Genomic DNA, 12,803 nt, shown 5'->3' on the forward strand with positions numbered 1-12,803 from the left:
TTGTATTAGTATTGAGGGGCTGAAAAAGATGGATCAAACTATGAATCCGAAACTTAAAAAATATAAACGTCTTTTCTTCACCGTAATGTTTTCTTCTGTTCTTTTTTTCGTTTTTTCCTTTTTTGTTATTATTATAGTTGCAAAAATTATGGGACCTCCTCCTGTTGCTGTCCCACAAACGAGTGTCTTTTATGCTAATGATGACACTGTTATCGGACAAAGTAATGAAATGCAAAAACGTTACAATGTATCTCTCAATGAAATCTCTCCTTATGTAAAAGAGGCGACACTATCTATCGAAGATCAACGATTCTACAAACATCATGGCTTTGATATGAAACGTATTGCTGGTGCTATTGTTGCCGATTTAAAAGCGATGGCAAAGGTCCAAGGTGCTAGTACGATTACACAACAGTATGCTCGTAACCTATACTTAGATCATGATAAAACGTGGAAACGTAAACTATTAGAAGCGATGTACACAATTCGCCTTGAAGTGAACTATAATAAAAATCATATTTTAGAAGGATATTTAAATACAATTTATTACGGGCATGGTGCTTATGGAATCGAAGCTGCGTCTCGTCTATATTTCGATAAAACAGCAAAAGAATTAACATTAGCGGAAGCTAGTATGCTCGCAGGTATCCCGAAAGGACCTAGTGTCTACTCTCCCTTTTTAAAAGAGGATCGTGCGAAAGGACGACAATCTCTCATATTAGACGAAATGGTAGAACAAGGTTACATTACGAAGAAACAAGCAACGTCAGCAAAGAAAGAGCCACTAACTTTTTCCTCATTAGATACAAAAAAAGTTGCAGAGATTGCACCTTATTTCCAAGATGCTGTACAAGCTTCTCTTCTTCGTGATATCGGATTAGATGAACAAGCCTTACAAAAGGGTGGTTTGCGTATTTATACAACGCTAGACCCTAAATTACAATCGGTCGCAGAGCAAGCTGTAAAAGATCACATACCTGACACAACAAACATACAAACTGCGCTCGTCTCTATGAATCCAAAAACAGGTGAAGTAGCTGCCCTTGTTGGTGGAACTGATTATAATACGAGTCAATTTAACAGGGCTACACAGGCCGCTCGACAGCCTGGATCTACGTTTAAGCCATTCCTGTATTACGCGGCATTAGAACGAGGATTCACCCCTGCTACGCGCTTAAAAAGCGAATACACTGTGTTCACTTTAGGTGACGGTGTTTCAAAGTATAAACCGAAAAACTATAAAGACTATTATGCAGACGATTTTGTAACAATGGCGCAAGCTCTTGCGGTCTCTGATAACGTATATGCCGTGAAGACCAATTTATTTTTAGGCGAAGACATTCTTACAAAAACAGCGAAGACATTCGGTATTACTACCGCATTAAAAGATGTTCCGTCTCTCGCTCTCGGTACATCTCCTGTAAAACCAATTGAAATGGTTAACGCTTATAGCATGTTCGCAAACGGCGGAAAAGAAGTAAAACCGATGTTTATTCGCCGCATTATGGACCAGGAAGGAAACATGCTATACGATGCTCATTTGGAGAGTAAACAAGTTCTCGATAAAAGCAAAGCGTTTGTAATGGAAGAAATGATGACAGGTATGTTTAATAAAAACCTAAGTAGTTATGCCGCTGTAACCGGCCAATCAATGTTATCAAAGCTATCAAGAACATATGCCGGAAAGTCTGGTTCTACAGAAACAGATAGTTGGATGATAGGGTTTACCCCGCAACTTGTAACTGGTGTGTGGGTTGGATACGATCAACCTAAATCGATTTCAAACGTAGCAGAACAAGGATATGCGAAAAAAATATGGACCGATACGATGGAAAAAGGCTTAGATGGACAACCTCAAAAAGAGTTTAAACAACCAAGTGACGTCGTTGCAGTCGATATTAACCCTGAAAACGGAAAAATCGCTACAAAAAATTGTCCCATTTCAGTGAAAATGTATTTCGCAAAAGGTACAGAACCGACTGAATATTGTATGGATCATGTTGATGATAAAGAAGAATTTGAAAAGACAACTGAAGAAAAGAAGAAAACAAGTTGGTGGAAAAAATATCTTCCTTGGTAAAAAAAATAGCTGACGGATATCCGTAAAATATCTTCCTTGGTAAAAAAAATAGCTGACGGATATCCGTCAGCTATTTTTTATTCACTTAATAATGCACGGCGCAATTCTTCACTAGATTCGTTCCAAATCGCTTCATTATGTTCTTTCAAGAACGTACCAAGTACTTTTTTAGATGATTCATCCATATGGTCAACCATAATGTGACGCTTCATTGATTTATCCATTTTGTTTACGTGCTCTGGAAGTGATTTATATCCGCGGCGAATTTCACGGTCAACTGTCATTTCACAAGCTGTTACACCTGCATAATAAGCTCCTGTCGCCGTTCTTTCAACCGTTACCCACACAAGCCAAAATGGTTTTCCGTTTGGAACTTCATCTTTATTTGTTAAAAACTTAATACCTTTTTCGACTGTACTACGCGCATGCATCGCACCGATATCAACAAATGCTGTTTTCTCTAGTACATCGACAAATACAGGTGAAATGTTTTCTAGACTTAATGCTCCAACACCAAAACCACCATGTCCATCTGTTGAATCATTTTTCACGATATTAAAACCAATTTTTTTCTTTTTCTCTGTCATATGTAAACTCCTCCTCACTTAATGATTATAAAAGGCCAAAAATAGGCGCAATGATACTGTCTAAAAATACAAATACATATGGAATGACAACATTAAAAATAGGTTGAATTGTATAATTGCTAAGCGGTGTAATAACAAGAATTAATAACGCTATTGCTCCATACTTTTCATACTGTGTCATTTTCGCACGAATATTTGTTGGTGCTAGATCTTCCACAACTCGATACCCATCAAGTGGCGGAATTGGCAATAAGTTAAATACAAGTAATACGATATTAAGCATAATAAAAATTCGGAAGAATTGAGCCAATGTATCCGCTACTGCAAATGGAATTGAGTCTAATACACCAAATGTTAATAGGCTATACCAAATGATTAAACCAATTGCACTTAAAATTAAGTTACTAATTGGGCCTGCAATTGAAACTAATATACCTGCAAGACGCGGCCTTTTAAAGTTATATGGGTTAACAGGAACAGGTCTTGCCCAACCAAAACCAAGAATTAATACAGCGATCATCCCAATAGGATCTAAGTGCGCCATCGGTGATAATGTTAAACGGCCTTGCTTCTTTGCTGTATCGTCTCCAAATTTATATGCAACATATGCATGCGCAAATTCATGCACTGATAACGCAATAATAATGGCCATTGCTACCAACGGAATTTGTTGCAATGGGTATCTAAATAACTGATCCATGATTCATCTCCTCTTCAATCTGTCAAAAAAAGAAATTATTTGTTTTTTCGATTGTTCTTCCCCATAATCCGCTATAATAAGAGTGTAACTTACATAAAAGGAGCGATTATATATGCCATACGTAACAGTGAAAATGCTAGAAGGACGCACAGAGGAACAAAAGAAAGCTCTTGCTGAGAAAGTAACAGCAGCAGTAAGCGAAACAACTGGTGCTCCTGAAGAAAACATCGTTGTTTTCATCGAAGAAATGTCTAAAAACCATTATGCAGTTGGCGGAAAACGCTTAAGCGACAAATAATTTCAAGTTCTTTCATAAGAAGCAGCCCTTAGCTGCTTCTTATTTTTTTCCTTCTAGTAACTCGATGATTCTCTCTTTATATTTTCCTTTTCTTCCATCTTCATAGATTAAATCATGCGGATAGAATAATTTTTGATCCCTTCTCTTCTTACCAGTAATCGCCTCAACGATATCCGATTCACGTGAAAGCTCTCTAAGCTCTCCATTTGGCATAAGAAGTAAGATTGGCAGACGCTCTTCTTCTTCGCCAGCACGGTAAAAGTCATACGGTAAGTCTGATGTTGAATCAACTACTAAATAGTATTCTGGATCAAGTCCAATCTTTTTGAATAAGCTACTTAATTCCATCCAATTATCTAAACCGTGCTTATCTGTAAACTCTACGTATTTAAATAGGTTTCGATTCATAAAACGGCGGCATAAGTCACTTAAAATTGGATCTTCTTCGTCTTGCCATACTTGGAAGTAATAATACATAACGTTCTCGTCTAACTTTAAATAATCCTCTACTGTTACTTCTTCTTCAAATAAAGAATAGAAATGAACCGGATGATTTTTAAATGTATAATACTTCTCGTGCAATGATTTTGCACGGTGTAAAATCTTCGTTAAAATAACTTCGGCACTGCGCGTTACCGGATGGAAATATACTTGCCAATACATTTGATAACGACTCATAATATAATGCTCAACAGCATGCATACCACTATTTTTAATGACTACTTGATTCCCATATGGACGCATGACACGTAGTATACGTTCCATATCAAAGTTTCCATACTTTACGCCAGTGAAATACGCATCTCTTAATAAATAGTCCATACGATCTGCATCAATTTGACTGGAAATCATGCTAATCGCTAATTTATTCGTAGATGTTTTGGCGATTACATCGGCTACCTTTTGCGGAAAGTCTTTATCCACACGACTTAATATGCGATTAATTTCCGTATCTCCAACGATAATCTTTTGCGTAAATTTCTCATGATCTAATGAAAATACTTTTTCAAACGAGTGAGAAAATGGGCCGTGACCGACATCATGAAGTAATGACGCACATAAACATAACAATCTATCTTCAGCATTCCAGTTCGGTCTGCCATCAAACACATCATCAATCATACGACGAATAATTTCATATACACCTAACGAATGAGTAAAGCGACTATGCTCTGCACCGTGAAATGTAAAAAATGTCGTTCCAAGCTGCTTAATACGGCGCAAGCGTTGAAATTCTTTCGTTCCGATTAAATCCCAAATAACACGATCGCGTACGTGCACATATTTATGTACCGGGTCTTTAAACACTTTTGTTTCGCTGAGTTTGTCGTTTAAATATACCACCTTCCGACATCCCCCTTTCTTTACTGCATTCTTACTATATATTATAAACGAAATAGGAAACAGAAAGAAATGAAAGACTATATTAATTGCCCTTATATAAAGAAAAAATCACTTTTACCGAAGTAAAAGTGATTTCTGTTTATACATTATTTCCCTAAAACGAATTCAGCAACTTCATCTAAGATCATTTCTTTACCTAGAGGGAAGTAACCTTTGTTTACGTCTTCGTTTTTAATTGTAAATACGTGGTTGTTTTTAACAGCGTTCATGTTTTTCCAAATTGATTCTTCTTGGAATTCTTTTAGACGTTGAGAACCGTCACCAGTTGTAAATACGAATAAGTAATCCGGGTTGTAATCGATTAAAGCTTCTTTTTGTACTTGTACTAGTGGTTTATCCGTTGGTGTACCTTTAACTGCTGGTAATTTTAAATCATTAAAGATTACGCTACCGTAACCGTAGTCACCGTATACGCGGAAAGCATTTGGATATGCAGCCATTTTCATAAATTTAGCATTGCCAGTTTTCGCAACGATTTTATCATGTAATTTGCTTGCTTTTTCATCATACTGTTTGAACCATTCTTTTGTTTCTTTCTCTTTACCGAAGATTTGACCTACTTCTTCGAATTTTGGACGCCATTGATCTAATGGAGTTTTTAACATAACTGTTGGTGCAATTTTAGATAATTGATCATAAATCTTTTCTTGACGATTGTTTACAAGAATTAAGTCTGGTTTTGCAGCAGCTACTGCTTCGATGTTAATTTTATCGCCCCAAGCAGAACCAACTGGTTTTACGTCTTTTAATTTCTTTTCAATATGTGTATCAATTTTTTCTTGAGATGTATTAGCAGTAATAATTGGTTTCATACCAAAAATTAATAATTCTTCTGTTGAACCACTAAGGTCAGCAATTTTCTTTGGATTTGCAGGGATTTTAATTTCCCCTTTTGCATGTTGTACAGTGCGCTCTTCAGTCTTCGCATCCTTCGCATCTGCTTTCTTCTCTTCTTTGTTAGAACAAGCTGCAAATAGTACAGAAGTAACGACTAGTACCATTGCTAATAACGCCATTTTAAAATTCTTCATGTTCCCACTCCTTCTAGCTGTATTTCTCTTATAAGTTACAGTGAACTATAAGAAACAAGATTAACAATTAATAAATATATATTGATTAATTGTTGCTTATGCCCCGTTCTAACGGGTGTTCAACTTCCTATTTACTAATAAGAAGCTCAACGTCCATTAGAAGCCCCCCTCTTTACGAGGGGGATTCTACTTATGCTTTTTTACGCAATTGATTACTAATCATCGCTAAATCATATGTTAAACAAATTGGTTTACAGTTTACTGGACACGGAACGATTTGAGCTTCAATCTCAAATACACTGCGAAGTGTTTCACTTGTCATCACTTCATCTGGCGTTCCTTGTTTCATTAACTTACCTGCTTTTAATGCAATCATATGATCTGAGAAACGAGAAGCATGGTTTAAGTCATGGATAACCATAACAATCGTTCTACCTTCTTCTTCATTTAACTTTTTCAATAAATTTAATACTTCTAATTGATGCGCCATATCTAAGTACGTTGTCGGTTCATCTAATACGAGTAATTCTGTTCCTTGTGCAAGGGCCATCGCAATCCATACACGTTGACGTTGCCCGCCTGATAACGCCTCTGCTGAACGATTTGCAAATTCTGTCATTCCCGTCACTTCAAGTGCCCAATGAATGTAACGATAATCCTCTTCTTTCAACGTTCCAAATCCTTTTTGATGAGGAAAACGTCCATATGAAACAAGTTCAAACACAGTAAGGCCAGTTGGCACTTCTGCAGTCTGTGGTAAAATCGCCATTTTCTTTGCGATTTCTTTCGTTGGTTGTTTCTCGATTGCTTTTCCGTCAAGATAAACAGTACCTTTTTTCGCCTTCAAAATACGAGAAGCCGTTTTTAATAATGTGGACTTCCCACAACCATTTGGTCCAATAATTGTTGTAATTTTCCCTTCTGGAATTTCAACTGTTAATCCATCAATAATTAACCCTTCATTATAGCCAACAGATACCGCATCAACTGCTAAAGTTGCCATACAAAAAGCCTCCCTTTATTTTGTCCTCATAAGTAAATATATGAAATATGGTGCACCAACTACAGAAATAACAAGACCGACCGGTATTTCTGAAGTTGTTAACACACTTCTTGAAATTACGTCTGCGAATAAGAGTAAAAACGTCCCTATTAGTGCAGCGGTAGGCAGCATAATTTGATGTTTACCACCAACAAGGCGCCTCGCTAAATGCGGAGCCATTAAACCGATAAAACCAATTCCTCCGGCAACAGCGACAGATGCACCAGCTAAGCAAACTGCAATAAATAATAATTTACGTCTTTCTTTTTCTACATTTAGACCAAGGCCAACAGCTGTGGAGTCACCTAGATTCATTACATTTAATATGTGTGCCTTACTAATAGCAAGTGGCAAGAAAATAACCATCCATGGAAGTACACTTAGCACGAACTTCCAATCTGTACCCCATAGACTTCCTGCTAACCAAATCGTAGCAAAGCGGAAATCGTTAGATGTCATCTTCATAGAAAAAATTAAACTAACAGCACCAAACCCGGCTGCAACAGCGATACCAACTAGTATTAATCTCGTTGATGAAACGCCGTCTTTCCATGCTAGTAAATAAATAATAACCGCCGCTAATATTGCACCAACTAACGCGAAGAATGGAAGGATAAATACAGATAAAAATGTACCAGTCCCAACTTTTCCGAAGAAAAAGTAGACGAATATAACAACTGTTAATCCCGCTCCAGCGTTAATACCGATAATACCTGGATCAGCAAGTGGATTTCGTGATAACCCTTGCAAAATCGCACCTGACATCGCTAAAGCGGATCCGACTAATATAGCAATAACCATACGCGGCATACGGAATTCAAATAAAATAACAGACTGATCTTCAGCCCCAAGTCCAACCAATGACTTTAATACGTCCATTGGCGGTATTTTAAATGTCCCTGTATTTAAACTTACTAAAAATACAGTAACGATTAATCCTACTAAGATTGTTAAAACAGAAACGTTCTTTTTTGTTAAGACACTTGTCCTCACATTTTCCCTCTCCCTTCGTTACGTGCTAAGTAGAGGAAGAATGGAACCCCAATTAGCGCTGTAATTGCTCCAATTGGCGTTTCAAACGGCGGATTAATAACGCGAGATAACATATCTGCACATTCAATTAACAGCCCACCTAAGACCGCAGAACATGGAATAACCCATCTATAGTCTGAGCCTACAAGGAAACGAGTCATGTGCGGGATTACAAGACCAACAAATCCAACCGATCCTGCCATAGAAACCGCAGAACCTGTTAACACAAGAACAAGTACTGTTCCGATAAATTTAATTAATGTCGTATTTTGACCAAGTCCAATCGCAATTTCTTCACCGAAGCTTAAAATTGTAATATACCTCGACATCATAATTGCAATAAAGAGACAAACAAGGCCAATTGGTACTAACATATTAATACTTTCCCATTTCACTCCCGCAACTCCGCCTGCATTCCACATACTCACCTCTTGGGCAAGGTTGAAATATAGCGCAATTCCAGATGAAATGGCCCCTAATAAAGCACTAATTGCTGCACCCGCTAAAGCTAACTTCACAGGTGTTAATCCACCTGGTGAAGAAGACCCAATTCCATATACAATGCTCGCTCCAAACGCAGCCCCAATAAAAGATGCGATAACGAACATTAAATAAGGTGAATTAGGGAAGAATGCATACATAATTGCAATTCCAAATACAGCTCCATCTGTAATTCCCATTAACGATGGTGAAGCAAGTGGATTTCGCGTCATACCTTGCATAATTGCCCCTGATACCGCTAAAAAGGCACCTGCAACTACGCCCCCTATTGCTCTAGGCATGCGAAGTTCTTGAATTACGTTATGATGCGTAATAGAACCGTCAAACTGAAACACAGCTTGCCATACAGTCTTTAAACTAATATCTGCAGCACCAAACGAAATAGAAACTGCCATGCTTAAAGCTAACAAAACTGTACCTGCTACTAAAATAATAGAAGCAACGAGCGGTCTGCTCTTAATCTCTTTAACATTCACATCTTGCTGTTCTATACTCCTTGCGCTCGCTTCCATACCTCAACCATCCTAACCAACAACATATATTTAATGAAATGAAATTTATTCTCAAATAGTAATAAAAAAATTAGGTTAATTGACCTTTTCTTGATAATGATTCTCAGAATCAGACACTTTCTATTCTACCTATCGCTTCAAAAGACTGTCAACCATTATTTTGAAATATAAATTTATATTTGAATGAATAGATGATGCTCCTCCTTCATTGAATGTTAATCTACTCAATTGTATTTTCGTAGAATAACTCATTCCTCGTATGGGCATAAAAAAAGAAGAGTAATCTGTTCACTCTTCTTTTTCTTACTTATTTAACTTTGCTTCAATTTTTACAATTAATTCATCTTCTGTTGGAGCCGCGACTGGACGATTATTTACAAATGCGAATGATTTTTTACGACCAGGACCACAGTAAGACTGACATGCAACTTCAATCGTTGCACATGAATCTACTTTTTTTAACTTTGGAATCAACGTTTTAACGTTCGTTGCCTGACAATCATCGCACACACGAAATTCGTTTCCCATTATATATAACACTTCCTCTATTTTAAACTTTTCACAAGTACATTTAAAAATAAACACTAAATGGTATTTTACCGCTCTTTGAAGCTCGTTGCAAGTGTCCTTACAACGCTCTTTCTTCATATAATGTTACATATTTATATGCTCTTCTTCATAAGCTCTCATCATTCATAGCAAAATTTATACCTTTCATCGAAATCTACCATATTTTTAAAAGCTTTGTATAAAAGCTCATTTTTTTGCCCATTATAAAAATAGGAAGTTCATAAAAAGAAAGGGAGTTGAATCTATGAAAGTAAGACAAGATGCTTGGACTGATGAGGATGATTTATTACTTGCTGAAACTGTACTTCGTCACGTTCGAGAAGGAAGTACTCAATTAAATGCATTTGAAGAAGTGGGTGATCAATTAAATCGTACATCGGCTGCCTGTGGTTTCCGTTGGAATGCTGTTGTTCGCTATAGCTATGAACAAGCTCTTCAACTAGCAAAAAAACATCGTAAAGATAAAATGCGTGCTGCAAGCGGTGAACAAGCGAAAAAACGTTTACTTTATACACCACCAGCTTCAGATTCGATAACTGACTATGAAGAATTCGTACAAGAGGAATCAATTGTGCAATATAAAGAAGCTATTCCATATCAAGAACCTACTGTTCCTGCTGCAAAAGGCTCTATGACAATGCAAGATGTTATTTATTTTTTACAAACGGTCGGATCTTCAAATATAAAAGTGACAGCTCTTGAAAACGAGAATACGAGATTGAAACAAGAAATTAAATCACAAATCCTTCGAAATGAAGAACTAGAAAAGAAACTAGAAAAATTAGAAAAACAATCTCATACTGTACAAGAAGATTACGAAACACTTATGAATATTATGAACCGTGCTCGTAAGCTGGCAGTCATGGATGACGAAGAACGTTCTCAAACATCTTTCCGAATGGATCGAAACGGTAATTTAGAAAAAATTGCAGAATAAAAAGGATGCATTGTATGCATCCTTTTTATTATTTCACCTTTAAACTTTCCCTTTATATATGAAAAAACCCGTTTCTACATTTTTTGCTATAATAGAGATTGTCATTTTAAAGATAAGGGGTTAGTTATATGAGCAATTCCCGTTCCATTTTATCTCAGCCAGAGTGGCGTATTGTAGATCAGTCTAGTTTGGGACCAACATTCCATGCATTGCAGTCATTCGCAATGGATGACACACTGTGCACAAGCATTGGAAATGGTCAATCAGCTGCAACAATGCGTTCTTGGGTTCATCACAATACAATTGTTCTTGGCATTCAAGATTCACGCCTACCACACTTGGAAGAAGGTATTTCCTTTTTACAAGAAAACAACTTCAATGTTATCGTTCGTAATTCCGGTGGACTTGCAGTCGTACTTGATGAAGGTGTTTTAAACGTATCACTTTTATTCCAAGAGACAGAAAAAGGTATCGATATTGATCTTGGATACGATACAATGTGGCATTTAATTAAGGAAATGTTAAACGATTACGATGTTACAATCGAGGCAAAAGAAATTGTTGGCTCTTACTGTCCTGGTAGCTATGACTTAAGTATTCGCAATCAAAAATTTGCTGGCATTTCACAGCGACGTATTCGCGGCGGTGTCGCTGTCCAAATTTATCTTTGTGCTACAGGAAGTGGCTCTGAGCGTGCCGCACTCGTTCGTGATTTCTACAACCTAGCCATTCAAGGAGAAGAAACACGCTTTACGTATCCTGAAATTGTACCGAGTACGATGGCTTCACTTTCAGAATTACTTGGCGAAACCATTACAGTACAAGATTTAATGATGCGCCTTTTAAAAACACTGCAGCAATTCGCTCCAAAGTTAACACCATCTCAATTAACAATAGATGAAATACCTTTATATGAGACGAATTTACAACGTATTATTGATCGTAACAATAAAGCACTTGGCTTAGAAAAATAAAGACCGTCGCTATAATAGCGACGGTCTTTATTTCGATTCATTATAGAATTAAAGTGCTTGAGCTGCTGTAATTAAAGCTAACTTGTACACTTCTTCTTCGTTACATCCGCGAGATAGGTCATTTACAGGCATATTTAAACCTTGTAAAATTGGTCCTACTGCTTCGAAGTTACCTAAACGTTGAGCGATTTTGTAGCCAATATTACCAGCTTCTAAGCTTGGGAATACGAATACGTTAGCATCACCTTTAATTGTAGAACCTGGAGCTTTTTTCTCAGCTACAGATGGTACGAATGCAGCATCGAATTGGAATTCTCCATCTAAAGTTAATTCTGGAGCCATTTCTTTTGCAATGCGAGTTGCTTCTACAACTTTTTCTGTTTCTGGAGATTTCGCAGAACCTTTTGTAGAGAAGCTTAACATAGCAACGCGTGGATCAATACCGAATAGTTCAGCAGTTTTCGCACTCTCGATACCAATTTCAGCTAAATCTTGGCTGTTTGGTGCAATGTTAATTGCACAATCAGCGAATACATATTTCTCTTCTTCACGTACCATGATGAATACGCCAGAAGTTTTTGTAACGCCTGGTTTTGTTTTAATGATTTGAAGTGCTGGACGAACTGTATCAGCTGTAGAGTGAGCTGCACCACTTACTAAACCATGTGCTTTGCCCATGTATACAAGCATTGTACCGAAGTAGTTTTCGTCTTTAAGGATTTTGCGAGCGTCTTCTTCAGTTGCTTTACCTTTACGGCGTTCAACGAAAGATGCTACCATTGCATCCATTTCTTCGTATGTAGCTGGGTCATAAATATCAACGCCTGCTAATGTTAAATTCATGCTAGCAGCTTTTGCGCTAATTTCTTCTTTATTACCAACTAAGATTGGTTTTACTAACTCTTCTTTTGCTAAGCGCTCTGCAGCGCCTAAAATTCTTTCATCAGTTCCTTCAGGAAGTACGATAGAAATGCCTTTTCCTTGAACTTTTTCTTTTACTGTTGTAAATAAGTTGCTCACGAATAAACCCTCCTACATATGTTAAAAAACTCTATCTTTAAGAATACTGCTTTTCCTCTATATTTTAAACTTATAGCTCCCAAAAAATAGATAAAATGAAAATGATTATATTTTC

Annotated in this window: 13 protein-coding genes; 4 read left to right on the forward strand and 9 right to left on the reverse strand. The window is 37.0% G+C overall.

Features of this window, described 5'->3' with window-relative positions:
- Positions 1–28: 28 nt before the first annotated feature.
- Positions 29–2,080 (forward strand): transglycosylase domain-containing protein, encoded by a 2,052-nt coding sequence (locus DN389_RS22460; protein ID WP_149237635.1) that lies wholly within the window; start codon positions 29–31, stop codon positions 2,078–2,080.
- 77 nt (positions 2,081–2,157) lie between these two features.
- On the opposite strand, the gene DN389_RS22465 is transcribed toward DN389_RS22460, so the two are convergent.
- Positions 2,158–2,667 (reverse strand): YwhD family protein, encoded by a 510-nt coding sequence (locus tag DN389_RS22465; RefSeq protein WP_000136686.1) that lies wholly within the window; start codon positions 2,665–2,667, stop codon positions 2,158–2,160.
- Positions 2,668–2,692: 25 nt separating this feature from the next.
- Positions 2,693–3,367, reverse strand: coding sequence for a site-2 protease family protein (locus DN389_RS22470; protein ID WP_000372469.1), 675 nt, complete (start codon positions 3,365–3,367; stop codon positions 2,693–2,695).
- A 112-nt stretch (positions 3,368–3,479) separates the two neighbouring features.
- On the opposite strand from DN389_RS22470, the gene DN389_RS22475 reads away from it, so the two are divergent.
- On the forward strand, positions 3,480–3,665 hold the full coding sequence (locus DN389_RS22475; protein WP_001147171.1) for a 2-hydroxymuconate tautomerase: 186 nt from the start codon (positions 3,480–3,482) through the stop codon (positions 3,663–3,665).
- A 39-nt stretch (positions 3,666–3,704) separates the two neighbouring features.
- Here the strand turns inward: DN389_RS22475 and DN389_RS22480 are convergent, their stop codons facing one another.
- The 6 genes from DN389_RS22480 to DN389_RS22505 all read right to left on the reverse strand — a co-directional run bounded on the left by DN389_RS22480 (position 3,705) and on the right by DN389_RS22505 (position 9,715).
- On the reverse strand, positions 3,705–5,009 hold the full coding sequence (locus DN389_RS22480; protein ID WP_000262747.1) for an HD domain-containing protein: 1,305 nt from the start codon (positions 5,007–5,009) through the stop codon (positions 3,705–3,707).
- Between the two features lie 146 nt (positions 5,010–5,155).
- Entirely contained in the window at positions 5,156–6,100 is a 945-nt protein-coding gene (locus DN389_RS22485; RefSeq protein WP_149237636.1) for an ABC transporter substrate-binding protein, read from the reverse strand.
- Positions 6,101–6,290: 190 nt separating this feature from the next.
- The gene (locus DN389_RS22490) at positions 6,291–7,103 is read right to left on the reverse strand and encodes an ABC transporter ATP-binding protein (RefSeq protein WP_000212066.1); all 813 of its coding nucleotides are present in this window, start codon (positions 7,101–7,103) and stop codon (positions 6,291–6,293) included.
- 15 nt (positions 7,104–7,118) lie between these two features.
- Positions 7,119–8,135, reverse strand: a complete 1,017-nt coding sequence (locus tag DN389_RS22495; RefSeq protein ID WP_149237637.1) for a FecCD family ABC transporter permease — start codon at positions 8,133–8,135, stop codon at positions 7,119–7,121.
- Positions 8,132–9,187 carry a FecCD family ABC transporter permease gene (locus DN389_RS22500; protein ID WP_000388283.1) on the reverse strand — a complete coding sequence of 352 codons (1,056 nt, stop codon included), beginning with the start codon at positions 9,185–9,187 and terminating at the stop codon, positions 8,132–8,134. Before DN389_RS22500 ends, DN389_RS22495 begins: the two co-directional genes overlap by 4 nt.
- A 303-nt stretch (positions 9,188–9,490) precedes the next feature.
- Positions 9,491–9,715 carry a YuzB family protein gene (locus tag DN389_RS22505; RefSeq protein ID WP_000526075.1) on the reverse strand — a complete coding sequence of 75 codons (225 nt, stop codon included), beginning with the start codon at positions 9,713–9,715 and terminating at the stop codon, positions 9,491–9,493.
- A 286-nt stretch (positions 9,716–10,001) separates the two neighbouring features.
- Here DN389_RS22505 and DN389_RS22510 point away from each other — a divergent pair, with 286 nt between their 5' ends.
- Positions 10,002–10,694, forward strand: a complete 693-nt coding sequence (locus DN389_RS22510) for an RsfA family transcriptional regulator (RefSeq protein ID WP_000868353.1) — start codon at positions 10,002–10,004, stop codon at positions 10,692–10,694.
- A gap of 128 nt (positions 10,695–10,822) precedes the next feature.
- Positions 10,823–11,668, forward strand: coding sequence for an octanoyl-[GcvH]:protein N-octanoyltransferase (gene lipL, locus DN389_RS22515; RefSeq protein WP_046955490.1), 846 nt, complete (start codon positions 10,823–10,825; stop codon positions 11,666–11,668).
- Positions 11,669–11,716: 48 nt separating this feature from the next.
- Here lipL and pta read toward each other — a convergent pair whose 3' ends face one another.
- On the reverse strand, positions 11,717–12,688 hold the full coding sequence (pta, locus tag DN389_RS22520) for a phosphate acetyltransferase (RefSeq protein ID WP_000067215.1): 972 nt from the start codon (positions 12,686–12,688) through the stop codon (positions 11,717–11,719).
- Between the last annotated feature and the right edge of the window lie 115 nt (positions 12,689–12,803).

It is taken from the genome of Bacillus sp. AY3-1, from assembly GCF_008368785.1.
Classification (GTDB): domain Bacteria; phylum Bacillota; class Bacilli; order Bacillales; family Bacillaceae_G; genus Bacillus_A; species Bacillus_A wiedmannii.